Origin of the sequence: Paenibacillus amylolyticus (assembly GCF_001570725.1) — a bacterium.
GTDB lineage: Bacteria > Bacillota > Bacilli > Paenibacillales > Paenibacillaceae > Paenibacillus > Paenibacillus amylolyticus_A.
Genome location: NZ_BCNV01000001.1, coordinates 2,258,896 through 2,284,427, shown reverse-complemented (window position 1 = coordinate 2,284,427; position 25,532 = coordinate 2,258,896). Strand labels below are relative to the sequence as shown.

The 25,532-nt window shown below is 42.5% G+C and carries 23 protein-coding genes; all 23 read right to left on the bottom strand.

The window, feature by feature from the left end; all coding sequences use genetic code 11:
• The 23 genes from PAHA3_RS10145 to PAHA3_RS10035 all read right to left on the bottom strand — a co-directional run bounded on the left by PAHA3_RS10145 (nucleotide 1) and on the right by PAHA3_RS10035 (nucleotide 25,270).
• A complete protein-coding gene (locus PAHA3_RS10145) occupies nucleotides 1-420 on the bottom strand; it encodes a hypothetical protein (protein ID WP_047843121.1) in 420 nt (139 codons plus the stop codon).
• An 86-nt stretch (nucleotides 421-506) separates the two neighbouring features.
• A complete protein-coding gene (locus PAHA3_RS10140; protein WP_082762868.1) occupies nucleotides 507-3,947 on the bottom strand; it encodes a peptidoglycan DD-metalloendopeptidase family protein in 3,441 nt (1,146 codons plus the stop codon).
• Nucleotides 3,948-4,015: 68 nt separating this feature from the next.
• Nucleotides 4,016-5,059, bottom strand: a complete 1,044-nt coding sequence (locus PAHA3_RS10135) for an S-layer homology domain-containing protein (protein ID WP_062834623.1) — start codon at nucleotides 5,057-5,059, stop codon at nucleotides 4,016-4,018.
• A 1-nt stretch (nucleotide 5,060) separates the two neighbouring features.
• A complete protein-coding gene (locus tag PAHA3_RS10130; protein WP_062834622.1) occupies nucleotides 5,061-5,681 on the bottom strand; it encodes an S-layer homology domain-containing protein in 621 nt (206 codons plus the stop codon).
• A gap of 56 nt (nucleotides 5,682-5,737) precedes the next feature.
• On the bottom strand, nucleotides 5,738-11,011 hold the full coding sequence (locus tag PAHA3_RS10125; protein WP_062834621.1) for a phage tail tape measure protein: 5,274 nt from the start codon (nucleotides 11,009-11,011) through the stop codon (nucleotides 5,738-5,740).
• Between the two features lie 64 nt (nucleotides 11,012-11,075).
• Entirely contained in the window at nucleotides 11,076-11,378 is a 303-nt protein-coding gene (locus tag PAHA3_RS10120) for a hypothetical protein (protein WP_235431569.1), read from the bottom strand.
• Nucleotides 11,379-11,410: 32 nt separating this feature from the next.
• A complete protein-coding gene (locus PAHA3_RS10115) occupies nucleotides 11,411-11,872 on the bottom strand; it encodes a DNA polymerase III subunit gamma/tau (RefSeq protein WP_091020945.1) in 462 nt (153 codons plus the stop codon).
• 158 nt (nucleotides 11,873-12,030) lie between these two features.
• Entirely contained in the window at nucleotides 12,031-13,086 is a 1,056-nt protein-coding gene (locus PAHA3_RS10110; protein WP_062834620.1) for a hypothetical protein, read from the bottom strand.
• 623 nt (nucleotides 13,087-13,709) lie between these two features.
• Nucleotides 13,710-14,081 (bottom strand): hypothetical protein, encoded by a 372-nt coding sequence (locus PAHA3_RS10105; protein ID WP_062834619.1) that lies wholly within the window; start codon nucleotides 14,079-14,081, stop codon nucleotides 13,710-13,712.
• A 471-nt stretch (nucleotides 14,082-14,552) separates the two neighbouring features.
• Entirely contained in the window at nucleotides 14,553-15,302 is a 750-nt protein-coding gene (locus PAHA3_RS10100) for a hypothetical protein (protein ID WP_062834618.1), read from the bottom strand.
• An 85-nt stretch (nucleotides 15,303-15,387) separates the two neighbouring features.
• Nucleotides 15,388-15,528 carry a hypothetical protein gene (locus PAHA3_RS30400; RefSeq protein ID WP_167350869.1) on the bottom strand — a complete coding sequence of 47 codons (141 nt, stop codon included), beginning with the start codon at nucleotides 15,526-15,528 and terminating at the stop codon, nucleotides 15,388-15,390.
• A gap of 1,385 nt (nucleotides 15,529-16,913) precedes the next feature.
• Nucleotides 16,914-17,195, bottom strand: a complete 282-nt coding sequence (locus PAHA3_RS31205; RefSeq protein ID WP_082762768.1) for a thioredoxin family protein — start codon at nucleotides 17,193-17,195, stop codon at nucleotides 16,914-16,916.
• A 494-nt stretch (nucleotides 17,196-17,689) separates the two neighbouring features.
• Nucleotides 17,690-18,643, bottom strand: a complete 954-nt coding sequence (locus tag PAHA3_RS10085; protein ID WP_062834615.1) for a sigma-70 family RNA polymerase sigma factor — start codon at nucleotides 18,641-18,643, stop codon at nucleotides 17,690-17,692.
• A gap of 718 nt (nucleotides 18,644-19,361) precedes the next feature.
• A complete protein-coding gene (locus tag PAHA3_RS10080; RefSeq protein ID WP_062834614.1) occupies nucleotides 19,362-20,072 on the bottom strand; it encodes a lytic transglycosylase domain-containing protein in 711 nt (236 codons plus the stop codon).
• A 335-nt stretch (nucleotides 20,073-20,407) separates the two neighbouring features.
• Entirely contained in the window at nucleotides 20,408-20,731 is a 324-nt protein-coding gene (locus PAHA3_RS10075; RefSeq protein ID WP_062834613.1) for a hypothetical protein, read from the bottom strand.
• 265 nt (nucleotides 20,732-20,996) lie between these two features.
• Nucleotides 20,997-21,239: a hypothetical protein gene (locus tag PAHA3_RS10070; protein ID WP_062834612.1), complete on the bottom strand. Its 243-nt coding sequence runs from the start codon at nucleotides 21,237-21,239 to the stop codon at nucleotides 20,997-20,999.
• A 139-nt stretch (nucleotides 21,240-21,378) separates the two neighbouring features.
• Nucleotides 21,379-21,621, bottom strand: coding sequence for a hypothetical protein (locus PAHA3_RS31280; protein WP_062834611.1), 243 nt, complete (start codon nucleotides 21,619-21,621; stop codon nucleotides 21,379-21,381).
• Complete coding sequence (locus tag PAHA3_RS10060; protein WP_062834610.1) at nucleotides 21,618-21,914, bottom strand: hypothetical protein; 297 nt, start codon at nucleotides 21,912-21,914, stop codon at nucleotides 21,618-21,620. Before PAHA3_RS10060 ends, PAHA3_RS31280 begins: the two co-directional genes overlap by 4 nt.
• An 890-nt stretch (nucleotides 21,915-22,804) precedes the next feature.
• Complete coding sequence (locus PAHA3_RS10055; protein WP_062834609.1) at nucleotides 22,805-23,134, bottom strand: hypothetical protein; 330 nt, start codon at nucleotides 23,132-23,134, stop codon at nucleotides 22,805-22,807.
• On the bottom strand, nucleotides 23,112-23,465 hold the full coding sequence (locus PAHA3_RS10050; protein ID WP_047843106.1) for a hypothetical protein: 354 nt from the start codon (nucleotides 23,463-23,465) through the stop codon (nucleotides 23,112-23,114). Before PAHA3_RS10050 ends, PAHA3_RS10055 begins: the two co-directional genes overlap by 23 nt.
• A 158-nt stretch (nucleotides 23,466-23,623) precedes the next feature.
• Nucleotides 23,624-23,842, bottom strand: a complete 219-nt coding sequence (locus PAHA3_RS10045) for a hypothetical protein (protein WP_062834608.1) — start codon at nucleotides 23,840-23,842, stop codon at nucleotides 23,624-23,626.
• A gap of 70 nt (nucleotides 23,843-23,912) precedes the next feature.
• Complete coding sequence (locus PAHA3_RS10040) at nucleotides 23,913-25,031, bottom strand: hypothetical protein (RefSeq protein ID WP_062834607.1); 1,119 nt, start codon at nucleotides 25,029-25,031, stop codon at nucleotides 23,913-23,915.
• Nucleotides 25,031-25,270 carry a hypothetical protein gene (locus PAHA3_RS10035; RefSeq protein ID WP_062834606.1) on the bottom strand — a complete coding sequence of 80 codons (240 nt, stop codon included), beginning with the start codon at nucleotides 25,268-25,270 and terminating at the stop codon, nucleotides 25,031-25,033. Before PAHA3_RS10035 ends, PAHA3_RS10040 begins: the two co-directional genes overlap by 1 nt.
• Between the last annotated feature and the right edge of the window lie 262 nt (nucleotides 25,271-25,532).

Here is a 25,532-nt window from a genome sequence, read left to right as displayed (position 1 = left end):
CTACACCCCCTTTATATATTCGAGTTCCAGATTACTGAACAACCCGTTCTCCCTTATAATAGTCCCTCTAATGGTGCTAAAAGATGCGATATCCGTTTCCTCTTCCATTTGCTCGTTGATTCTGGAAGGATATGCTATCTCTATAAGGAAGCCGTTAACGATTAGATTCTCGTCCCTCTCAAGCGTCAGCACTTCAATAGTCCCATTGTCATAGGTGTAAACCACTGAGGTTACGAGAGCGGAGTATCCTGCCATCTCTCTACGGGCTTCCACGTTAATTACATTTGGTTCTACAGGAGCACTGTTTATGATTGTGAGGTCATCGCCGCCCGTATACAGACCAGACTTCTGCATCTCCCTACGAATTAAGTCAAGTATGGGATAAATCTCATTCGAGTTTAGAAAGTTTCTATTCTCCACAGAATCCACCTCACTTCTATGGCATTATAAGAAAAAGCAGGAAACAATTAGCGTCATAGACGTAAGTGCTCCCTGCCCATATGTGCTTACCCTACTTCTGATAGTGTCTGCCAGGTCAACTCAAGGTAATTGAAAATACCTTCGTTACTGCCCACCATTCTATTTCCCTTTACTAAATAGTAACTGGACGTGAATGTCTTTGCGTCGTAGACATAAACTGAATCCAGTAGTTCGATTAACGGATTCCCTTTGACCACCACATTCTTCGTTCTCGCCTGACGTTTATAGTCAAAGAAAATCTTGTTGGCTACGTCCTCCTTCAGCCCACGCATTGAAGAGCCATCGACTTCCTCAATCCAATCCAGTTGAGCACCTGCGGTACGCATATTACCCTTGGTTGCAATTATCAGCGACTTATCGAAGAAGTGCTCGACAATCCCTGCTGTACCGGAAATCATCAAGTGGTTTCTAACACGGGAGTAATCCGTAGAAGAAGTGACTTCCATTAGATTCTCGCCGTCGATGAACTCCCACTTCATTCCCGAGACCATGGCCCAATCAGGTGCATCCAAGAAATCCATGCGTTCCATTCTGAACGTCCCGTACCTATCGCAGTAGATTCGGTATGGTAAGTCCTGAATGAGAGACTGCAAGGCATCGGAAGCGTTTGTACCTAATGGGAAGGTTACACTTGCCACGAACGGGTTCTGCCAGCCACCCACTTCCATGATGTTCTCTTGACTAACGGCTTCTAGTTCTCCGGTATCCTTGTTGAACTTCATGAATGTGTTCTTTCCCTTGTTTACGTCAGTGTACACTGTATCCTCAATCACGTAGTCAGGGTTAGCCATATCCTCTGCATGAACTTTCCATGCGGTGAATCCAGAAGCGACAACGATATCCTCCACGATGCTTGATTTAATCCAAGCAAACGCCCCACCGTCTCCCGCATAAGCTTCTTCTGGCGGGTACTGCATCGGCTTGTAGAACACAAATTCCTCAAGCATGTCGAACCTGTCCACACAGCTAAAGGAGATAGTCTTCTCAGCAGAGTTCTCTGTAATCTCGCCTTTAATCATCCCCGTGAATACCCGAACAACTTCTTCGCCGTATCCAGCGTAAATCCTGATTGGAGTGTACTCACTAATGACGTGACGCAGTTCTCCTTCTTCGTAGTAACTCAGGGGAGACTTGTCCGTTCGGAATGCGTCTGGAAACTCCGGTTTGCGCTCCCACAATGGAGAGTAGATACCTGAAGCGTTGTTCAGCGTAATCCTTGCTGTGCTAATAGTCGTATCGAGATGGGTATTGATTTCCCAATTCATTACGTCTACATCGATGGTGTACGTCTCTTCAAAGACGAACTCCCCTACTTCATACCACTTCTCCTTGTAGGTGTCACCGATAGCTGTAGCCAACTGCTCAACGGCGTAGTCGTTAGAAGCATAGTTGATGCTATCGAGGTAAATTGTCCCATCCGTCACAGCGAACAGGATTCTGCTCTGGTATGGGTAGTCGAACGCCGCCCCACGGATTCCGGTGTTAACCCAAACATCGTTAAGCTTTACGTATACGTCAATGTCCGTTTGGTCATGGCAGACTACGGTATACTCAATGAAATCGGCAGCCGTATCGAGTTGGTATGTCCCACCACCACTAGTGTAAATTTGGTCATCCTTTATGTTCAGAAGGAATCCTTTTGTACCGTCGCTGATAATTAGCTTGCCACTTGTGCCCGCCGCAGTCTTCAGGCTGAAGTTAATCGTAAAGGGGAACTTCTTGATTTTACCTAGCCGCTCAATACCTGCTTCGTCGCCATTAGTTGAGATGGCCTGATAGTCACCTTTGTCTTTTTGTACAACGGTGCTGTACGGAGTCCACTTGTTGGCGCTACTCATGTTGTCCTCAAAGTCCCATAAGGTTTTTGTCTCTACCGTCTCCACATCAAACTCTTTAGCCCGCAACCAAAGGATACCGAACTTGCCTCTCGATGCTTTGGAAGAGTTGGCAAACGTAATCTCGACCACGTTATGTCCTTTTGGCATTGGGATTGATGGTGGATAAGCTACACCGTTCTTGGCATTAATACCTTTGATTCGCACGACCTCGTAATCATTTACCTTGACGATAATTACATCGTCTATTTCAAGGTCTGAGAAGTATGACCATCCAAGGTTTCCTGCCTTAAACCAGTCATGCTCGAACACTATCGTCTTAGCCTGACCAGCCCCGCCCGTACCTTTGAATCCGAGTACGTTCATCTGAGTATCGTCGTCAATGACCGTCATCTGTACCGCACCGTCAGTCTTGGTGTACTTCTTAACATCCAGCGAGGTCTTCTTGGTTGTAAAATCCTTGAAGTAGGTTTGCTTGGAAGTCGTCTTGTTGTACTGGTACGTTACGATTTCTTTGTCGATGCTTGTATCACCGGTAGTGTCCGCTGAACGGGTCTTTCCGTCTCCCCAAGACTTCACTTTCACCACGACAGGCTTCCTACCAAACTTAAGGGCATTAGGCTTCGTGTCAAAAAGAATGTCAATCCGGTTTCCTTTAATGTCGCCGCCAGTATCATCGGCAAGGTATTCTCCCCAACTTACTCCATCGACAACAAGTTCAACCTTACTCTTTAAGGGGATGATGGAAGGGTCAACGGCAATAATCTTCCAGTTCTTCCATGTGCGAACGTCAGTGCCGCCTCTTGTGATTCCTATACAGCCGGGGCAATCAGCGACATATGCCGTAGCTTCCATGTTGTATTCCACATGAGAAGTCGATGAATCAGCCATAACCGAAGCATCCATAAAAACAGAATCTTGTATGTTTCGTGGGTCAGCTTTGGATGCGGTCTGGATGGTCTTCTTACCGCGAAGGAACTGCTCAGGGTTCAGTGCCTTACCGTTAAGCCTTACTTCAAAGTGTAAGTGTGAACCGTCTCCCCCATTAGACCGAGAAGTACCGGAGTTGCCCCCTAGACCAACGAGGCCTCCTGCCTTAACCTTATCCCCCACACTGACACTTATCTTGTTTAAGTGGGCATAGCGAGTCTCCCATCCGTTGCCGTGGCTAACATAAACAACTCTACCGTATCCTCTTAAGGTGCTGGCGACTGTGACCGTACCTGACCACACAGCGTAAACAGGGTCGTTCATTGCAAGATCGAGGTCAATCCCTTTATGCTTACCTCCACGACCAACATACCGTGTGCTTCTTGGGTCGGTCTCAAAGAAGTCCGTGATATACATGCCGTTGATGGTACGCTCCCCGTTCTTATGTCCGTGCATGGTCGAACTGCTCTTGATTGGCATGGAGAAGTCGGAGTTACGAAGTTCCGTGCTGGTCTCCACCAACGTACCGTCAACGTAGTCCGTAAGTTTCTCAGCCTTGTCGATGGACAAAAGGTCACTTACAGCACTATCCATTACGTACTGTGCTGCATCGTACTTTCTACGGAATCCCCGCACGTATGATGTTTTGTCTAACTCCACGACCACCTTCGGCTCATTTCCAAGTGCATTCACACGCTCCATGATTCCTTGTAACAACTGCCTTGAAGGGTAGTTCACGTTAGAAACATAAGTCACTTATCCCACCTGCCTTATCTATATTTCTCTGTAATCCACTCAATGAATCGGTTTAGGTAGGTTACAGCTTCCGCTCTAGTAATACATGCTTCAGGTTCAAATTTGTCATCGGTGTAAAGAGGGAACACGTAGCAACCGTCATGGTATTTTTCATCCAGTAGAGTCAGTACATCGTTCCTGTACCAATTGGCTTGAATATCAGCTTTATCTGCAATATCTCGCATTGGCGTGGAGTTATATGCGAACGCACGGTCAGTGTATCGGTTATGAAGGTTCTCATAAATACGGCTCATGAGTGCGAAGAAGTCTCCACGACGAATGCGAACGTCTCCGAAGAACCTGTCGTTATATGTCACCCGTCCTGATTCGACGATTACCGTCTCGCTTGTGCGTCTATTAACCCCATTAATCTTTGCGTTATACCCGATGGTTGCAGGGAATCCGTTATACATATAAGGAAGGTACACTTCACCTTTATGTATTACGAATACATCCCGTTGGAATCCGATAGCATTCCTGATTACAACTCCCGCATCGCTTCCAGCCCCCACAGTAACAATCATCCTCTTCAGCTTTACACCAAGCACCGTACAAGACTCCGGTGGGTTGCTCAGACTAAATTTGTAAGTGGTCGCATATTTTAGCGTTCCGTGCGGCATCCGATAGTCAGATGTTCCGTTGTATGGGGTATTAAGGCAACCAATATCCTTCCGGTCAGGAATACCATAAGTGACACATACTACCTCTATGCCCGCCGACAAAGGGTTGGACATGGTAACTTTCCCATCCTCAATCTTTTCGGGAAGAACCTCCACCCCATTAATCATGACGAACATAGGGTTGTCGGCATGGTATTTATAGTCAGGAACAAGGAACTCCTGCTGTCCGTTGACTGTTACAAAACGCTTAACCATGCGTTCGTAACCTGTCTTGAATACGTTATAAGTCATGCCGCTTAGTACGTCCACGTTACCTGTACCGTCTGTCTTCAGTCGGGTAATCTCGAGGGTGTCACGGTAGAACCAATCCAGAGGGTCAACGTCAATCCATCGTTTCATCTTAATACCCCCTTAGTAATTTATCCACGTATCTATAAGTCCTCATAAGCAACGTTACTGACTCTGCCCGTGTGGCCGCTTCGTCCGGACGGAAGTTAACAACGGACTCCCCGTCTGCTTCCCAATTCGTTGCAATAAGTCCAAGTTGTTGCATATTGTCGATGTACTTGTTTGCCCAATGGTTCTCAATGTCTATGAACTCGGTCAGGTATTTGTACTCGAACTCCTGTTTGCGGACAAGGGACATACCAACGGTTACGATGTACTTGGTTTCCATCTCTGCAGTCCTGATATTGGGTTCACCTGTTACGATGCCGATGTAAACTGTTCCCTTTTCGTCGTAATACTTATGCTGTGATCCAATATACTGAAGCCAATCAGCGTATTCCTTCTTGGAATAGAACAGCATGGTAAGTGTAGCGTCATAGTGGGAAGTACCATTTTGCACGAGCCCCGCAGAAGATGCTAGGGTCTTATTGACATATGTCTTAAGTACTGGAGTTGGAGGCTTATATTCCGTAATCAGTTTCGCCTTGACCTGTGTAAACTGAACTCCGTTGTCGTAAAATAGCTTCTTCTTATAAACCGAATCCTCCGATAAGAGGCTGTTTTGTTGTGTCATGAGTGTACCTCCCTATACGTAACTCCCCACCTCATTTTAAGATGGGGAGTGAGTTGTTAACTTCGGTAGTTAATTGGGTTCATGGCTTGTTGGTTACGAAGACCGCCCACACGTCCCACTGACAGGCCTTGTCCGATGGACTGTCCGACCTGTTGCAACTGGCTGGATGTCATGCCGTTAGTCACGTTAGGAAGCGTGATGTTTACGGTCACGTCTCCTGCTCCAATCGTAGTTGTGTTATGAGTATTCCCCCGTGTGAGGTACTGGTAGCGACTCATAGCCTGTACACCATCTGGCATGTTGAACGTGCCTGCCGAAGCTTTCATTTCACTCAAGATTCCTAACTGAGTCTGTAAAGATTGCTTTTGCAAGTCGCGGATTTCTTGATTAATCTTATAGGTCTCGTCAGCTCCTGCCGCAGGTAGCCTAGCCTTCAGGTCAGTAATTACCTGATTGATTTCGGATACCTCTTCCTTGGCGTTGGCGATACGTCTGTTACGTAGTATTGGGGAAGAGTCATCAGGGTTTCCAGCACGAAGTTTGAGTTCCAGTAGCCTGTTCTCGCGTTCCGAATTGTTCTTCTGAATTTCTGCAGTACCTAGACCGATGGATGCAAGGTTGTATTCTTTAATTCTTGCTTGCTCGTTGGCAATTTGATTCTGAAGCTGTAAAACCTGCGTTGCTTGGTCTTCGGAGAGATCCCCGATGGATTCGATTGCTTTTAGGTTGGAGAGTTCGGACTTCATCGCAGACAACTTATTCAGGGTGATTTGTTTCAGGGTATCCAGATATTCCTGAGACTGAGTATCCATGTTGTATGCCGCGGCTAATTCCTTTGCCTGAGCGAGAAGATCAATTCTTGACAGACTGTTATTTACCTTGCGAACCTGACCTTGGTATGTTTCCTGACGGTTGTTCCATTCTTCCTGTAGAATTTCTGCCTCACCTTCATTGGCTACTTTGTCTCTGGCCGATGTAAAGGAATCATAGGCATTCTTTGCATTTTGATACTCTTGCGACTCAGGATCAGAAGTTTCCATAATCGTCTTTGCATTTTGGATATACTGATCAATGATAGCCAATTCATCATTCAATACCTGACGTATGGATGCCGCTTGTGCTTTACGCATCGCAATGTACTCGTCGGAGTCGGTCTTCATCCCGCTCATGAGAGAACGGAGGGTTTCGATCTGGCTGGAATCTTTAATCCCCTTCAGATTGTCAGTGACACGATTAAGTACGTTGTCAGTATCAATGGAAGAGAGCTCAACAGCACCCTCCTTGTACTTCTTCTCATACTCTTTCGTAGCGATATCTTGGAGCTCTTTCTGTTCTTTTTCAGCCAATTTTGAGGCTTCGTACTGCTTGGTAAAGGCTTCCTGACGCATCTTTTTCGTTACCGCAGAACGTCCAGAGTTTTTATTGAACTCAGCAACGGCTTCCTCAACAGTCTGCCCTCCACTTTCTTCTCGCTGTTTGAGCCACTTAGAGAAGTCCTCCTGACTTCCTCCGTAGAACTTGAAGTAATTCATCATTTCGCCCATCATGCCGAAATCGTCGTTGGTCACACTGCTTTTGAAAAGAGTGGTAAAAGGGTTACCACTAGATTCGAATAAACCAAATTCAGACGGAGTTCCATCGAATGTAGACGTGACTCCATTCATAGCAGAGTAGAATAGCCCTGTCAGGTTATTACGTGTCTGCGCCCAACCGCCTTCGGCCAAAGCATCTACTTTGTTAGCCATTCCCTTCAGGTCGTTGTCACGGTCGTCAGCTTTAGCCAAAAGTCTTTGGTCGTCGGTTGACAGGTACGATTCAGACAACCCCTTAGCCGCTTGAGCAAGCCCAATTGCCCCTGCTATTTCCAGTGCCATCTTAGCAATACCGCCCGCCAAGTTCTTTATCGAAGACAGCGCACCTCTCCCTAAGTCTTTAATGTCCTTCAAGAACTGTTTGAAACCAGTCTTCAGGGATGTAGTCTGAGATAATGCAGAGTTCATTCCACGCACTGCGTTGGATAGGTTACCAAATTCAGGGGAGGCTCGTCGTGCAGATGTGGCAATTTCCCTTTGACTATTCTGATAGTCATCCATCGCACGACTAAGACTCTGAATATCATTAATTTGAGGTAAACCATTGCGCTGTCTGTCTACCAAGTGGTCTTCAAATCCATTGAAATCTCCTTGAGACATTTGGGACATTCTATCAGTCAATTCGGTGTATCCAGATACGTTTGCTCTGTAGGTTCCGAATGTTCCCTGACTAGCTGTACTATTGCTCAGCCTGGTCAGAAGGCTAGGGTTGATAACACTAGCCAATTCAGCTCTTGTGCTCAGACGGTTGTTGTACTGCCTTGTCCGGTCGAATTTTTCATCGTCTGTTAACTCCGTCTGCTTCTCCCAATTCTTAGCTTCGTCCATCGTAGTAAACAGAGTTGGAATGTCTTTTATATCAACTTTCTTTTCAGAAATGTAATCTTTAAAGTGTCTACTCTGTTCTTCCGACATACCATTCAGTTCCTGAACATATCGATTCAGCAGTGGATCTTGCTGCATAGCAGCTACCTCTTGTCGATTTAACTTCTTGAAGTCGCTATCAACACTTACATCTTTCATGTTATCTAGGAAAGCAGTCCGTGCAGTCTCACTCTCAAAGTTACTTCTAATACCTAGATTTCCAGCTCCCCACTTTATACCTTTGAGCATTAGCATTCCGAGCAGCACGTTCGAGAGTACATCACCCAAAGCTACAAATATCTGAGCATTCTTCGCCACGTTTTCTGCCATGTTAATAAGGGCATAGGACACTTTATTTATGGCAGGAGTCATTTCTTGAACGATAGCATCAAAGGCAATGGTAGTCCCTTGTGTTGCTCGTTTAGTGTTGACAAGAGGGTTGTCTAGTGAAGTCATAATCATTTTCTCGTACTGGGACTTATTGAAGTTATCAGTAACTTGCATTACCTTGACGAACGTGTTCATGACTTCGTGCATTGCCGCAGCACCCTTTGAGGACTGCGATGTACCGAACAGGGTATCAGCTGTGTTGCGAACTGTTAGACTGTCTGCACCGGACAACTTTTGAGAGATGGATTTGAAGAGTTCCTTTGCTGGAACTAGGAGTTGTCCTCCTGTATCCGTAACGTTCGCAAGACCAAGTTCCTGCAGTTTCTTCATGGCATCAGGAGACTGAAGCTTGGCAGCTACTTTCTCGCCATCATCACCGTAGTTCGGGTCAACAGCCAACTTATCCATTTTGTTCAGCAAGTTAGAAGGCTGTAATCTTTCTACAATGGAATTGTAGAAATGACTGACATTTGTCCCTTCTATTGCAGGAGATTGGTTGGAAGCGCCAGCCATTACAATAGCTGTCTCAGAATCAACTTTGGTATTATTAGAAGCAGAACCGGATCTTTTTATAATGTCGAAAAGTTCCTCGACGCTGGTATTCGTGACTTGAGATACTGCTGCTATCGGATGTGCCACCTTATCTTCCATGTCGGACATCTCAAGGCCGAACTGCGACTTTGCTGACTCAAGACCCTTTGCAATTTTAAGAGGGTCACTACCAGGGGTGAGGGCCTGCAACTGAGCAGTCACCCGTACGAATTCTTTCATTTCAACAGGCTCTTTGAGAAAACCGGAAGCTACTCCACCAACTTGATAAAGTTTATGGTAGTCCGTTCCGTAAAACATGGACTGTTGTCGAATAAAGGATTGTAGTTCGTTGACAGTATTCTCTACTCCAGCCATGTTGGTGCTATTGAGGACATTTCCATTTTCGTCTTTATTGTACTTGTCCTTCATCATCAAGTTCTGAATCATCTTAATCTGTTCTGTCTGAACAGACTTGAAGGTCTCGACAGCTTGGTTCAAAACAAGCATCGGTGCACCAGCCATAACACCTGTAATGTTGTTGCGCATCATGTTAGAGACTGCGGACTCCAGAGCCACGTTGCTTATTGTTCCTGCAAAACTGTTCTCCTGACTTGAACTGTTTCCGTTGGATACCGTTTCACTTGGTGTTGTGCTGTCGTTCTTGCCATTCTCGGAATAGGATTCTGTAGAAATGTCAAGACCTCCTGCGTTCTGTATCTTAGCGTCTCGGTTTAATCCTTTTGGTCTTGACTGGACTTCATTAATCTCCTGGATGATAGACTGTACCTGTTCATCCACTTGTTCGCGGATTTTATCAATCATGGCATTATTAATATGATTAATTTGGTTGACGAGGTGACGCTTTAGCTTAGGTTCAGGCGTGATTTCCACATTGTTAATTGTCTTAACTATCTGGTCAATCTCTTCCTGTACACTATTACTCATTTTCTTGTCGAGAGCCTTAGCCACTCGTTCAAGTTGATGTTTCAATTCATTCCCACGGAAAGAACCTAAATCCACTGTTCCAAGAGTGTCCAATTGATCAACCGTAGTTTCGAGTTCTCTTGCAATAATCTTCTTGACTTTATTGCTGAGGTTTTGTATTGGAACGTCCAGCTTGCCTGCCGTCGCCCCGTTGATTCCTGCTACAGTTTTGTTGACGTACTCCGTAAAACTACGTTCAAGTTCGTTCGAGATATTCTTAATATTGTCGGTGATCTCCTTGCCGCTAACATCAGGTACTTCCACTTCTACCGACTTCAACAGCTTTTCTTTTACATTTTTGATTGCTTTGTTCAAGTCTTCTTTGGTAATTATGAAGTCACTAGAATTCGCTACATATGGGTTCTCAAGCTTATTCAGAATCTCTTGCTTGATTTTATTGACGAACGCCATGATGGTGTTCTTGCCTACAGTAACTTGTAAACCTTCGAGAGAGTCAGGTCCAGTCAGACTTGCTGTGTGATTTTGAATAACCTTAATAAGGTTATGGATTTGCATTTTTACAACCTTAGCGACTTCCTCGTTGATTTCATTGAAATCTTCGTTGCTGATAGGTAGCTTCTGCCCTTTGGCATAGCTAGAGTCTATTTCAACATTCATGTTACGGACATGCTTACGTAACTCTTCATTAATTTCGACCTCTATCTTACCGAAGATGCCTTGTAGAGTCTCACGCTGAACGGTCAGTCCTGTCGAACCTAACTGCTGAAGAAAAATTTCGTTTCCTGCAATAAAGTTGTTAAGTCCTTTAGTTAATGATTCTGTAATATTTCCATCAGTTCCACGAGAAACCTGGGATTGCAGGCCAGACAGAGATGTCCGCATTGCGTCAATACGTTGGTCTAATCTACCAAATTGAGCATCGAGAGTTGCCATCTCCTGTCCCAATCGGGTCATGTTTTCAATGGATTTCTGAAATTCTAAAATCACATCAGATTGGATATTTTTCATAATCTCACCACCCTCATAAAATAAAACTCCTGCCCCTCCCTAGAAGGAAGCAGAGCAGGAGAATTTATAATAACTGTGCAAGGAAACTCATGTCTTCCGCATCGGCTACTTTATAACCATTCACGTAGTTACCGTCGGTTCTTGTTTCTTCCTCACCACCGCTGGAATCTTCGTTGGAAGGAACACCGCTACCGAACAACCCGCCGAGAGACATACTAGAAACTTTGATAGTAAATTCAATGTGTTCATTACATTGTTCCAGGTAATAACCCAACTGAGGTAAGGTTAACTGCCATACATCCTGCTTTTTCAAGTGGCAGTAGTGGGCGAGCTTGAAGAAGATATTTGCCCAATTGACAGGCGGCATGCTGTCATAGTTTTCTTCCTCTACCTGTGTGGTTACATGGACTTTTTTAGCCCGTTGAGACCAATCATGCAGTCGATAATTTTCTTAGCCGTCTCCAAATCAACGTAATTTCCAAGATGTTCGACCGTCATGTGGTTGTAGTACGGTTTAAATGCCATTAGTAGCACATCAAGCAGTTCGTCAAATCTATCATCCCCGTCTTCAGGGATAAGGTTAGCGATGATTACACCAGAATCAATCGTGTTAAGTTTATTCATTAGCTTTCGAGCATCCATTAGACCTAATGGTGGAATATTGTAAGTTTTGCCGTCACGTAAACGAACCTTATCGTCCTCTTCAAAGAATACTTTCTCACACACTTCTGCTTCCTCTTGTGTCAAAGGATTCTTTTCTTTTTCAGTTACCGCCTCTTGTGTCTGCTCTTCAACTTGACTGGCAATCTCTTTGGTCACAGTACTATCTGCTCTTGGAATTACTAAATCTCGTTCACTCACTTTACAATCCCCCTTTAAATTCTCCCCCAAGAATCAGTTAATCGAAGTGACGACAAGGTGGGGGAATCCTTGTAATCACCTCATAGGACATTCTAAGTGAGTAAGCCAAGGCTATAACATTTTGTATGTAAAAAGACTCCCCGAGGGGAGTCTAATGATTAGCAATCTACCGATTGGGCTGAACCTGCCTCGTAACGCTTGATAGAACCAAGCTTACCGTCAAAGCGTTCAGGGTCGATTACAGTTAGAGTTACACTATGTGTGGAAGCTTGTTGACGTTGTGCGTCGAGAGTGAAGTTGGACTTCACACGGCATTGGTACAGCTCAGTTTGATAACCTTGAATCGTACCATCTTTCTGTTCGAATTGTCCGTCATGAACAACGTGAACTGTCAACGGCATGTCCTTGGTTGTGATATCGAGGATATCGACAACTTCGTTACGCTTGTAGTTAACATAAATGTCTACATCTTTCATAGCCGAGTTGAACTTCAGCGTGCCGCCACTAATTACATATTGGTCTTCCGTAGGATTAGGATTGACCGTTTTTTTCAGAAGGACGTTACCTTGCAGGGTACGGACGGATATCTGAGGGTCTGTATTGAGCGAAGCACCATAAACAAGATCAGTAGTGAATTCAGAACCATTTTGTTTAACGTTGTGCTTCTCTTCCAGAACCCATACAAAGCCATCAGGGTCTGGAGTAATACCCGTTAGAGCCACAGCGTAGACGATGACAACTGTCTTGCCTGCCAGTGCCATGTCGAACACTACGTTCTGACCGGATATCGTCACGTCTGTACTCAGGTCTGTACCGCCCACTGCACCCTCAAAGGACTTAGGTGCAGGAGAAGCGATAGATACTTGAGTCAGTTCTGCTTGATATGGAGATGCAGAAGGAACTACGAAAGTCTCAGTAACCATACTGTAAGCAGAACCTGAGACACCTTCGCGCAGTTTTGAGCCAAGTACCAACCTAACAAGGTTGAGATCGAACTTAGCCGCTTCTGCGGTAATGTCGATTGTCTTCTTACGCAGCAAAGTGTCCAGAGCGACGCTAGAATCGCCAGCCTCGATGTCCTGCATATCCAATTGAATGTCTAGACGCATGTTATTTAGCGTACCGATTGTAACGAGGTCGTCACAGTTCGGGATTTTCGCCATGAATTTACCTGCACCTTTAATCAGCATTTTTTTGTTTTTAGTAACTTTCATTCAAAAAACCTCCTTTATTCGTCTATCCCAATAGCGAAAACTATTTGGGTGAAATACTTGTAGGTGTTTCCAGTCAGTATCGTCTTCAGAACTTGTGACGTACTCCCTATTAAACACACTACCCTTCGGCATACCAAGGTACTGGTCGTCGAAAATCTGGCAAATCGGTCAGCGATGTTTACAGTCAATCCCACATCATCCTTCGTATAGATATCGAAGTCTACGATGAATCTATACTCAAGGTAATTCTCGCCTCTTGCTCCAGGATTTTTATAAAATATTATCAAGGGCAAGTTGTGCTGACTAAGTCTTGTGGCTTCTTTCTCTTCTGAATTTAGGTAGCTAAATTTTCTGGAGAATCGTTAGCCGGCAGTCCTAGCATTGCAAGATTTAAGGGTCTTGACGAAGCGTGGTGTGAATATAGGTGTAAACATTGGAGATGTGGATTCTCCCATTACATCACAACCTCTTATGAATGCTTCGTATACCAATATAAGCTGAAATGGGAACATTTCTAACAGCCCTGCGTATTGAGGTGTCCAACAATATCAACATCAGCCGGGGATGCTCTCCCTCGCATCTGTAATAACCCATGATTGAAGTAGACTGGCCCTATACTCTTTTTACTTGATCTCAATAACGGATACTATGGGATAGCTTGCCGAAATCATAAACAGCTTTCCAGCTTTGAATGCCTTTTGCTCCTTGAAAATTAGACGTTGATCTTCATTGCCTACTCGAGGATTATGCTTGTCACTTACGTAAATATCGCCATAACCCAAGTTCTCGACAATCAGGATGGTATCTTTTTCCTGAGCGTTATAAATGAACTGTCCGAACATAGTAAGTTGTTGGGTTAACTCGGCTACCACATCCCCCTCCACATCCTCTACATTTACATCATCAGTCGCCTTCGACTTGCTTCTTTCCCTTGTCTCTAAGTGTGCTTCAGCGACTTTTAATTCTTTCTTGTGCGTCCCAGTTGGTCCTGCCATGTAAGAAAACTCCTCTCAAAATGGTATTATTGTGATAATAAAAAAGGTGGGGGATGTAGCCCCTATCCGCCTTGTAGTTAGTGCTGAGTTAACAGGGTATCGACATCAGATCGTCAAAGGAATATTTTTTACTGAAGTTCACTTTATATGACTCAGCTTTGATTATATGGTTATTTAAAAACAGACTAACAAACTTAGGTTCATGCTAGTTTAAAAATATTTGAGTTGTACTGGGAGAATTGGTCTGTAATGACTTTCGCAATATTTATTAATTTAATATATTATTTATCTTTTAATCTTTTAATCTTGTAATCTTTTAATCTTTATTGAGTGTAAAATTTACATTTCAAAAAAACATTTAAATAGGTGGAGATCCTAAAATGTAAAACTTACACTTCACGATTCCTAATGTCCCTATTTGGATTACATGGTTAGAACATAGGGATACATCATTTATGCTTAGAAATAAAATCAATCTGCTTTTTTCAGCTTTGAAATGAATTCTAATATTTTGTCAACTGTCCGCAAGTTATCTTCAAGAGTCTCAATGTCGTAGCCTATTTCCATGATTCGCTCAATTTCGATATCGCAAGTAAAAAAGAAGCCGTTCCCCCCGACAGTGATCTGTGCTGTCTTACGGAGCTCTTCCAACCGATCATTCCATCCGTGGTAACAGAAACGGCAATAAGGAGCATAATCATCCGGCTCACCATATGGTATGACGTCGGACTTGACTATGCCCACGAATTTGCTAACCCTTGCTTCCTCTCCACACTTTATACATGATGTACGGAGTTTATGAACTTCATCAGCATGAGCAAGAATATCCCCTATATACCTGAATGTGTTGTTTTCGGAGTCAACATCGAGACTAAACAAGTAAACTTCAAGTCCTCCCATAGCCAGTCCCTCAAGAATTATGAAGCCATCTTCCTCTTGATTAAATAACTGTGTCTCATCTACTAGTATTGCCTCTAGACGCTCCGATTCGACTATAGATGGGATTTCAGACAGATATTTAACAGCCCTCGCAGGAGCTTTATCACCTTCTCTAGAACGGACAAACTCATCACCCTCTCTCTCACTCGAAATAAACGGCTTGAACACAGCGACTTTGACACCGTCGCCCATCATTTCTTCGTAAAGGTCAATTAGTTTTTTTGTCTTACCGCTCCTTACTGATCCAACAAATGCAATTAATCTCCCGATGTTTGTCTCCATTACTTCACTCTCCCTGAAAGCAGACCGTTTAACCTTATGCCCGCTCTAACAATTTTTTGTGAATGTGAAACACAGTTAAGAGTAATCAATCCATATGTATATCGAGATGTTCAATCATGTACTCGAAAACAGCAGACAGATTTCCTTTAAAATAATTTTTAGCTACTTTTTGTAAATATTTTTTATTTTTAGGAGTAGTTCTCAAGTAAATACGTTCCGTTTTCATGATGATAACCCTCTCTTCTTCATACACGGTCTACAGCCAGTGGGCGTTTTAGGTAGAACTTGCATCCGTTGATTCGAATCTTCTAGCTCTTCGGGCAAGACCAAGTAGCTGTATCGGTTCAAGACTTTCCCTGTAATTTCCCCGATACAGTGTAGACAAAGCATGGATTCTCCTTCCAGTCCTTCAGCCGCAAAGTTCTCCCTTGCTTTATCAGTAACGTACCTGAATTCACACTTAATACACTTGATTAAAAAGTCCATTTTAAATCAATCCCTTTATTTTTCTTCTTACCGTAAAGCGCAGGGCTAGTTTAGGATGGGAGAGACTTTTTCACTCTCCACAACCTTTACCATACTCGGCAGTATTCAGGATTTTATCTGCCCATACAAGGCTTACAATCCGCTTCACGATTCAAACCAGTATGTCCTAACCCCCTAATCCAAGTAATTTCCTTCTTAATTCCTCTTTTTTCTTATCTTGAGCGCAAGGACGGCACTCGTAGATTCCCATATACCTATCTACTAATTCTTGATAAGGAACACTCAGGGTCTCTGACAAACAGTGAATACACTTGCCACCATCCGTCTCATAGATAGAGGCTAAAGCCTTGGCATTCTGCGTGATGAAGCGTCCGCAATCGCATTTCATATGACCACCTCTAGTACCAATATAAGTTGATTTGTACACAATTGAACTTTTGTACGTACTAGACACATCTTTTTATAGGAGTAGAACGACTAATTGGAATGTAAGGGGCAGAAGAGAAATGAATATAATAAGACTAGAACCGAGTGGGCAGAAATAATGTGAGAAAGCAAAGTTATGTCAGCGGGATACACTATTACTATTTACCCTTTTGGAGGAGGGAGCCCAAAAATCGGGGTAAAAGCTAGCGGAAGATTGATTTGTCATAGAAGTGGAAACTCTAATAATATTTAGCTCCTTTCATATAGATGATGTAAACCAGAAGTACATGTCAATCATGCACAATACAATGGGTGTTTCTTACAAAAAGTCGAATCAAAAACGTCTGATGTTAGTTCTAGCTGCTAGGTATATTTTTGATGGAAATCATGAATAGGCGGATGGCATTCGAGCAAAGAGACTCATAAAACTACAAGGAAGAGTGATAAAACAATGGAACCGCTGAGACGTTGACTCACGTGTACATTGTTGACACTGTTCCTCTTTATTATGAATAAAAAATTATGCTGTGATCGTCCAAACTGGCATAGATTACCTTTCTACGTTATCAACCTAAAAAGGACCCCGAAGGGTCTTAATTAACATACTAGGACTTGATTTAAGACTTGATTTAGGATGAAATTTAATGGTCGTTTAGAGCTGTCCTGGACTACGTGATAAGATAAAATACTCAAAGAGTTTTATATATCATTGGAATACAAGTGAGTTTTAATGTATTCATCGAGTTGATCTAACCATATGCTGATAGTTTTCTTCTCTAGAGCACTGCTGAAGCGCCCTAATTCCCTACCTCCGTGGCTGACGATCATAGTTGGTATGAATATCACATCTGTGTGTATAGAGGGCACATATTCGACTTTAGAGACATCAATGTGCGGACGTTCCGAGGCTATATCGTCTATGGTCTTATGGAAACGTCGGCAATGACCGCATTCATTGTTGTAGTATAGGGTGATTTTCATTTGTAATATGTAAGGTGCTTGTCATAAGGGTCTATGTTCCAGTTTTGATAGTAGTTGGTATCCACTTATAGTGCTCCCTTCATTTAGAATGCATAGTGTAATATATAGAACTGATTGATGGGAAGTTATCGTAAGTCTCTTTTCAAAAGGATGTTTTGGTTATGATGAGTTCGCGCTTTCATCTCATCACTCTTTCTTATATAGTATCAGGGGCTTGTCGCCCCTCCTTAACATACAAATTTTGTTGTCTATTTCATCAACATCCAATACGATGATTTCTCTAGCTAAATTTTTTATGATTTTTTATGATTAATTGATAATTCGACTGTTGTCTCATCCGCTGGCAGCTGTTCAAGATTTTCGCCGTAAGAAGGGAATTCAGAGTGATTTTAATAAAGATACATTTTAAGATATTATGATCCAAACGCCCTTGTTTAGTTTGATTTCTATATACTATATTGATCCCCGCATCCTTATTAAAAAGTGCGAGTTATTTAAGCACTTTGTTGATTAGCTTTCTGACGGATGTAATAAAGCACTCTGGTTGTGTAGGCGTTGGTGTCATACCCACACACCTCAAGTAGTTCTGTAATTTTATTGATGCACAAGTTCTCATTACGCTCCTTTGTTGCCTGAGCGATAAGTTCAATCTCCCGTTCATACTTGGAAGAGCTCTTAGTTTCCTCTTCCTTCAACTCTCTGTTCACAGTTTTGCTGCGGATTCGTGCGAGAGTACGGCTAATGGTCATGGGGTATACGTTCAGTTGTTCAGCAATCTGTGCATTGTTGTTACTTGTATCGCTCAAGAGCAGGCGCATGACCTTCTTTTCGAATTCATTAAATATAGGGTCATCCAGTAGTTGCTCTACATAAAGACGATTGGCCACATCTTCTTCAAGGATTTTCTCATCCTTGTTGACGAATTCAAAATTATCAATCCCGTCATAATGCTCAAGGCCATCGCTGAACATGGCAATCTCGCGATAGCGCTCAATTGACACATTAAGTAGAGCTGACATTTCTTCTTCAGCGGGGCGATACCCTAGAGCATCCTCAATCCCGACCATTTGCTTAATGAGGTCAACCGCCCCCCTGCTCAACCTTACAGACTGAGAATCACTATAAAGAAGCTGATTGATTTCCCAGAGGATGGGGCGCACAACGAATGTTGTGAACTTAATGCCTCGTTCAAAATCAAAATCCTTGATAGCAGTCAGAATGCCTATGCAAGCATGTTGGTATAGTTCGTCTTCTGTGATTCGGAACTTCGTTTTAAGTTCTAGGATACTCCCCTTGTAGTGCTTGATAATAGAGAAGATAAAGTCTCGATTAGCATTCAAGAAGTCTCCCATGAGTTCTCTGTTCTCTTTACACGCCTTCAAGAGAACCATATTATGCATATCCTTCATCTCTTTATCCCTGAGCTGTAGGTAGTTGGGACTCGGCACTATCTAATTCACCTCGAAATTTCTGTCTTTTTTGTATTACTTTTGAGAAGTCCGCTGACGTCACATCTGCTGTGATTTTGCAACTTTGTTCCTTGGTCTTGAGGACCTACTTTAAAGGCCTACATTAAGTTCTTGAAGTTCTGCCAACTTGTTATCGTTACATCAGAGGTGTGAAATACTCATTTTCTGGTCCCCTTCCTGTGTCAAACAAAATTATTTCCTGCATACTCTTAGTAGTCGCGCTAACCCTATCAGGAGGTGTGAACAAATAGAAAAGACCCCTCTTGGGGCCAATATAATTAAGTTGAAGCGCTGAGCTCATCTCAAAAAAGACGAAAACTTGAAAAGCTAACCAACGACTTATTTCCATGAAGGAGCAACAGTTTCTGATTTTGTCCAACAGTGACAGAAAAACCGTTTTTTGTAGAAACCTTGCTCCACCCCATTTACAGAGTTACATCCAGATATCTGAGTTTTAAACGAATTTTCACTTCGCTTCATTTATGCTATGGACGTCCTTGTTTTTACATAAAAAAACGGCAGGGGGGGGTTCCCCATGCCGTTTCAGTTTCGATTTTATTTACCCTATCATGTCTTTGTAGTTTAACTAATATTGCTTGGAGGCTTTCAGCAGATAGACTTTCTTGCTGACTCTAAGTCTTTCCTGTGCTGTTTTGAGTTTCATAACCTTGTTGTCCTGAAACATGATCCTGTGCAACTACTTTTTGATTTTTGCCAATGCTTTATTAACTTTGGTCAAATACTTAGTGTTATACGTCCCTCGTTTAACGTTCCCCTCGCCTTGATTATAAGCAACGATTCCCAATTCATCGCCGAATCTCTTTTGAGTATAGGCAAGGTACTTAGTGCCAATTTTGATGTTGATTGAAGGTTTTTTGAGACTCCCCGATATATTCATATATTTCTGTGTGGAGGGGAGCACCTGTAGCAAGCCTACGCTACCGTGAGTACTGACAAGGTTAGGGTCGAATGTCGCCCCCGTTTCAACTTGAATAATTGCTAGTATAGTATAAGGATCGACACCGTAAGTCTTGCTATTCTGTACGATAAGAGTGGCAAACTTAGTAGAGTCTGATTTGTTTACCTTGTACTTGAGAAGATGGTTCACTATGTTCTTTTGCACAGTGGAAGACTTTGTAACGACAGCAGTAGATTTAGGCTTAATTTTCGGTTTATCTGCAGCAGCTGTCATTTTAGGTACTGGTTTTGCTTCGAGTACAGCTTTTGCAATCAGTGGGATTGGCTCTTTTTTATTCGTCTCTATCGACAAGAGGTGTCTAACGTTAAACACACTTTCTGACACAGAAACTTGGGGGATCGGATTATAATAGAAATCCGATGTTTTCTCATGCGGGGAGCAAGCAGTAATCGTCATGGCTAATGCCACTGTCAACTTAATTTTCTTCATTTAACAATTTTCATCCTTTTTTTCTACAAGTATTTTCCAAAAGAAGTCTATAATTGAATAATAGAAATCCTTAGATGCAAAGCCTCTGACTGAAGAAATAGAATAAAGAAAAGGTGAGCTAAATTGTCTAAGATGAATCATGGAGTAGCTTGGATGAATTTTAACTTCTCTTCGTCCGGTTTAATGTGCTAAATAAAAGTAACTGCTGACGGTCATTTTGCCAACAACCATGCCATTTGATTTCAAACCTTGTCTCCTTCCTTCTTTTGTCTTCCCTATTATGGTCGTGACATGCTTACAATAAGGTGTGAAAAAAGGTGGGCGCTTAGCCCACCTTAGCCCACCTTAGCCATCCGTTGTTGAATATCTCTACACCACTCGTAGTCTCGCATCCATAAAGCAATGTCCATAAGAACATATAAGCCTATGAAATCCAGAGAATCCAGTTCCCAGTGCATAGACTTCCGACTCAGTAAGATATGTGCCCGTGTTCCTAGTTTTGCTTTTACTTTGACAAAACGCTCCGCAATAGAAACTTCCTTACCATACAGATTGAAAGTAACCCTATTCGGGGCGAGTTTGACAACTCTGCCAATAAGACCGTTATGGGGGTGTCCTTCACTATCAATTTCTATGAAGTCGTCCACTTCTGGAAACATAGGCATGCCTCCTTAACTTTTTAGCTTACTCCTGCACGGTTAATTAACTACTTCTTGATCCATTCATAGTTGCTACGATAGCTGCAATATATAGATAGGGGACTTAGACGGTTATCCATATGGAGAACTCCATATTTTTCAGCAAGCCACACATTAGTGCTTGGAACAAGTTAACATAGTTAGTACCAAGATAATGTCACTGGCACGTTCCGCTTGCAAACACAGTGCTCTTGTGAAAATGGACGAGCTCACGAGCTCTCTATCATTAGACCACATTACCTTCTGTTTCAAGAATTTCTAACAATGTCTGGTAAGTCGGCAGGTTAAGAGTAGTCTCTTCAATCCAGTGCTGGAACATATCCAACTGTTCCTCGTTAATCAATTTCTCTTCAGTAATGGAACTCAGAAAAATACTCTTCCCGTTAGCGTAGAAGTGTATCTCTTTCGTTTTGTTTTCGGGCACATCTTTTAATCGAAGCCCCTCGACTATTCTATTGTCAATTTTCATCCATATCACGCCATTCTTAGTAAAATAAGCCGCTTATTTTTTATCCCAAGCTGACACAGTGCTATTCGTCACTAGTTTTAGAAACTCTGGATGTAATAGGTATATATTTATTGATCAAAAACATTCTGATGTTTACCTATCAACTAAGGTCTAAACACTTATAACAAGAGTTAGCTTTAGCCCTAATAGCGTCAATATTCTCGTTCAATTTAATGTCTGAATTGTACAGGTCTGCGTAACTTTCTTTCAGCACATCTAGTTCATCTGAAATTAAGCATTTACCTTCACCATCAAGAACATTTGTCACATCAAGACCCATATCCAAAACAGCCTTCCGATTGTTCTGCAGGATTTCATATACATCACGGAATTTGATTTTCATTGTCTTCTCGTCCTCCCAATTGTGCTGAGACGGTTTGTGTAGTCAGCAGAGAAACAGTCCTGCAGGCACTGTTTGTTGACTTCGATATAAGCTTGTAAACTAAATGTGGAGGTCACATCAGCATTCATGATGCGTTCAAGCAATTCTTCAAGTTGAGACTTGTTACTGCGAATTACATCCACAGTGGCAGGCGATACATGACGCATAGTTTGCTCCATATTCTTAATAGATCTCTCAATCTGCTCGACTTGCTCTACTATGACTCCGAGAGTGTAGACATAAGTGCTTGCCATTTTGATCCTCCTAGTAATGTGAGGTTAAAGCTATCCCATCATTTGTTGATAATGTCGTGTTACTGGCTTTATTTAGGTTTAATAGAATTCTAATCATTTTTCACTGGATAAAGTACTTCGATCACTCTAATAGTCGCGATAGGAATGAGTTTTCACTAAGTTCTAGTTTACTTCGTCATTTGCAAAGTTGAATTATCAAGTCTGCTCATTGTTCAGCCATGTTATTAATCAACTTTGCATAATTTTAACTGATAATGATATTTCTTCATTTTATACTTAGTATACCGTTATTTTTTTATCTGTTCACTTTTCCTCCCCTCTAAGGTGACCGGAATATCTATATGATAAGATATGTTCTTTTTAATCATACAGAGCCCTCAGCAGTGTAGTTCAACTGCTTATACTTCAGTAGTCGGGGTATCCCCATTGAGGGGTGCGATGAGAATTTCCAGTCAAAAAAAAGAGACCCATAGGTCTCTTACGTACATTTTATTTTCATGCCCTTTTAGACTCATTCTCCCTTGTTTCAGGAACTCTTACATCATGAAATAGACCTTCCAGATAGTCAACGAGCAACTATTAGAAGGTCTGATATTGTCAATTATAATATCTAAATACGTCTGTGACCCCACGACTCTCATCTAATTATGCAACCTACATTCACCTTCCTGCCTTCGGTGCACTAGTATCTGTGCGGAACAGTTGCCAGTGACAGATACGCCCTTGTATTATCCATTAGCGATTAAAAGTGGCAGTCACGATTGAAGGTTGTACGAGGGAGAGATGACCGTAGTAGTGTATAAGTTACCCAGTCTCTCCAGTTCAAATATCTCAGGTTAGCTAGCAATGGTAGAAGTGAGAGGTTAGTACTCAGATTTTCTCAAGGTATATCAGACACTCGCTCTATTAGTAGACTCGGTTACATTCTTTGTAACCTCTCTCGCTTTTAATGTCCAGTAGGTCACCTTGGTAAAAGGTACACCTGCTAACTCTCCGTTGATGTTCTCAACAATGAACATCTCTCCCTGGCGATGAAGCCTGCGGAATATCTTTTTGTATTCATCCTGTACGTCCTTTGCCGACTTGAGAATAATTTCAATAGGCTTGTCAACACCATTCTCTACAATCTTACCTATCAACTTAGGATCAATCTCAAACCAATCGACTCGCTTAACTTCCCCATTATCAAGGAAGAACTTAGCCGTTACCTGAACCTTCATGGTTTTCACCCTCTACTTCTGTATAATGGTACTCTCTGAAGTCTTTAATGTGTATCTCTATACTTTCCATCCACTCGCCTTCTTCGTTAAGCATCTGCTCAATATTTATGAGTTTCTGAAGATTTTTCCTGCTGACTGGAGGGACTATTGTTTCCTCCCCTTCATTGTAGCGAAGCCACCACCTGAGAACAGTTTCGATAGTCAAGGTTTGATTTATGAAGTTACCGCAGTTGTTACACCACAGAACTAGTGCCTTATCGCATTCCATTTCTTCAGGTGTAAAAGAAGAACGTGCCCCACAATGAGGGCACTTGTTTAAGAAGCCTATCATTCAGATCACCTCATTATAGTGGTCGATATATGGTTAGTTAGAGTTGCAAAATCTTAAACTCGTCTTCGATTCTTCTATAATTAGCTGTAGTTTTCATAAATTCATTACGTTGGGTGGTAGGTTTATCTAAATGATAAGGAATGCAATTGCTCATACATTTATAATCGAGTCACTCCCTTAAAATATTTGAAATAGTCTTGATTATCACTTAACGCTTCATATTGAACCCCATTGTCGGCAGGGTATTGGTAAGTATGAATCACTTTTACTTCTTGAATGTCCTTGGGAATCCCGTTAGGGAATGCAGCACAAGTCATTCTTGCACGTTCGTCCCGATTGAAGTGTTTACAGAATACGCAAGGAACTGTAATGTCCATTAAGCATAGCCCCCTTATGTTGCTTTTATTTAATACATTCATAAAAACTTGCAATTTTATTGATAGATATCTACCATCCCATACATTTGTATCCACCGTATTGCTCGTACCACTCCCATATTTTAGCATCAATGGGGACTCCGGTTATTTTGGCAGTGAATGTCTCAGGGACAAACTCAATAGGAAACCACTTGGTAGCGTAGTTACACAGGTTGTTTGCTATGTAAGATGATTGAGCGTTTGATAGTATTGTCTTCACGCCGTAGTTATCAGGGTCAAGTGCTGAATATTGAAAGAACTGCTGTGATCCGATATTGTGATAATGAAGCCAGTGCCCAATCTCATGAATGATTGTGCGCAGCTTGTCGGGTGAAGACTTCTGCCCTGTGCTGTACTCCATTTGAGCAATTGTGGCGGCGTTAGTGTAGTCATACGTCTTGCTTATGACTACCTTTCCAGAAGCAGGATCAAAGTAACCATTAGCTCCGTTTCCATTCTCTATGTTAATAGTTAGCTTGTGCTTCTGAATCATCTCTTTAAAGCCATCGCATGTGTTCAGTAAAAGCGCCAAGGCTTCAGTCACATAGTTTGCTGCATCAAGTTTGTTTGCGAAGTTTACCGAAACGCCAAGGTTCTGTGTCCATTTGTATGCATCTACGACGGAAATAAACGGTTTCCACGTAATGGGAAGCTGTATACCATCTTCAGGCGTATCCGGTGGCTGCTGGTCATCTACTGGCTCTTCGGAAGGATCAGGGTAATTTCCCAAATCTGTTGTTTCAGTGAGTACCAAATCAACGTTATGCTCAGTAAGAAAGTGAAACATTAACTCAAAATTTCTTCTGTCTCCTTGAGGTGTATGGTACTCAAAGAGGAACTCTTTACCTGCCGCCACAGGATGTGCCACCTGAAAATATAATCCCTCCTCGTAGTTTTTACAGTGGATGTTCTTAGCAACAAAATTGCCATCTATCATCAGATTCCAGTAGTCTTCGACGTTGTTCGAATTGGTTCGGATGGATACCGCATAGAACTCCAGGTCATGTGACATTGTAAAGGTATCCTTGACAGTTCTATCCCCGTTCGCTTTAGCTGGAATTATGATTTCCCTACCTACAAAGTGAGGGCTTGGTTTCGTCGGAAAGTAGGGTGGGTCAAGTCGTCCGCCAACTAAGTACCGCTCAAACATTACCCAACACCTCGCAGAAACCGTTTCAGCTTCACGAAGGTTTTAGATAAGGGGTTTGGTGTATGGGGTGTACTCTTTCGGATGACTTCCATCATCTCTTCTGCGAACGTTACAATCATTGCGGCAGCTACATCGGAATCTGCTTCTTCCTTACGACCACTGTTCTTTGCAATGTTTTTTGCAGTATGAGCAACCTTACCTGCGATGATTTCTGCGTATTGTTGTGTTGTCATCTTCATATTGTTACCCTCTTTCTAATAGTCGCTCCACGCACTTGCTAATGGAAGTGATTTCAAGGCTTGACTTCGTTGGGATATACGTTCTTGGAGTGGGATTTTCCTGTTGTCATGGGATCATCTCCTATCAGTTGCTTGTTTGGCATACACTCTAGTAGTCAACCCACTAGCCCGAAAGGGTGCGGCAATGAAAAAAGACCCCTTAGAGGTCTTTGACTTACTAATTATCTACTATGAATTATCAAAATTACTTTACTGTTTAGGG

Bases quoted from the DNA above. Each gene is read 5' to 3' on its own strand.
- PAHA3_RS10140 (WP_082762868.1), bottom strand. From the start codon at position 3,947: ATGGAGCGTGTGAATGCACTTGGAAATGAGCCGAAGGTGGTCGTGGAG.
- PAHA3_RS10135 (WP_062834623.1), bottom strand. From the start codon at position 5,059: ATGAAACGATGGATTGACGTTGACCCTCTGGATTGGTTCTACCGTGAC.
- PAHA3_RS10130 (WP_062834622.1), bottom strand. From the start codon at position 5,681: ATGACACAACAAAACAGCCTCTTATCGGAGGATTCGGTTTATAAGAAG.
- PAHA3_RS10125 (WP_062834621.1), bottom strand. From the start codon at position 11,011: ATGAAAAATATCCAATCTGATGTGATTTTAGAATTTCAGAAATCCATT.
- PAHA3_RS10120 (WP_235431569.1), bottom strand. From the start codon at position 11,378: ATGCCGCCTGTCAATTGGGCAAATATCTTCTTCAAGCTCGCCCACTAC.
- PAHA3_RS10110 (WP_062834620.1), bottom strand. From the start codon at position 13,086: ATGAAAGTTACTAAAAACAAAAAAATGCTGATTAAAGGTGCAGGTAAA.
- PAHA3_RS10105 (WP_062834619.1), bottom strand. From the start codon at position 14,081: ATGGCAGGACCAACTGGGACGCACAAGAAAGAATTAAAAGTCGCTGAA.
- PAHA3_RS10100 (WP_062834618.1), bottom strand. From the start codon at position 15,302: ATGGAGACAAACATCGGGAGATTAATTGCATTTGTTGGATCAGTAAGG.
- PAHA3_RS30400 (WP_167350869.1), bottom strand. From the start codon at position 15,528: ATGAAAACGGAACGTATTTACTTGAGAACTACTCCTAAAAATAAAAAA.
- PAHA3_RS31205 (WP_082762768.1), bottom strand. From the start codon at position 17,195: ATGAAAATCACCCTATACTACAACAATGAATGCGGTCATTGCCGACGT.
- PAHA3_RS10080 (WP_062834614.1), bottom strand. From the start codon at position 20,072: ATGAAGAAAATTAAGTTGACAGTGGCATTAGCCATGACGATTACTGCT.
- PAHA3_RS10075 (WP_062834613.1), bottom strand. From the start codon at position 20,731: ATGTTTCCAGAAGTGGACGACTTCATAGAAATTGATAGTGAAGGACAC.
- PAHA3_RS10070 (WP_062834612.1), bottom strand. From the start codon at position 21,239: ATGAAAATTGACAATAGAATAGTCGAGGGGCTTCGATTAAAAGATGTG.
- PAHA3_RS31280 (WP_062834611.1), bottom strand. From the start codon at position 21,621: ATGAAAATCAAATTCCGTGATGTATATGAAATCCTGCAGAACAATCGG.
- PAHA3_RS10060 (WP_062834610.1), bottom strand. From the start codon at position 21,914: ATGGCAAGCACTTATGTCTACACTCTCGGAGTCATAGTAGAGCAAGTC.
- PAHA3_RS10055 (WP_062834609.1), bottom strand. From the start codon at position 23,134: ATGAAGGTTCAGGTAACGGCTAAGTTCTTCCTTGATAATGGGGAAGTT.
- PAHA3_RS10050 (WP_047843106.1), bottom strand. From the start codon at position 23,465: ATGATAGGCTTCTTAAACAAGTGCCCTCATTGTGGGGCACGTTCTTCT.
- PAHA3_RS10045 (WP_062834608.1), bottom strand. From the start codon at position 23,842: ATGGACATTACAGTTCCTTGCGTATTCTGTAAACACTTCAATCGGGAC.
- PAHA3_RS10040 (WP_062834607.1), bottom strand. From the start codon at position 25,031: ATGTTTGAGCGGTACTTAGTTGGCGGACGACTTGACCCACCCTACTTT.
- PAHA3_RS10035 (WP_062834606.1), bottom strand. From the start codon at position 25,270: ATGAAGATGACAACACAACAATACGCAGAAATCATCGCAGGTAAGGTT.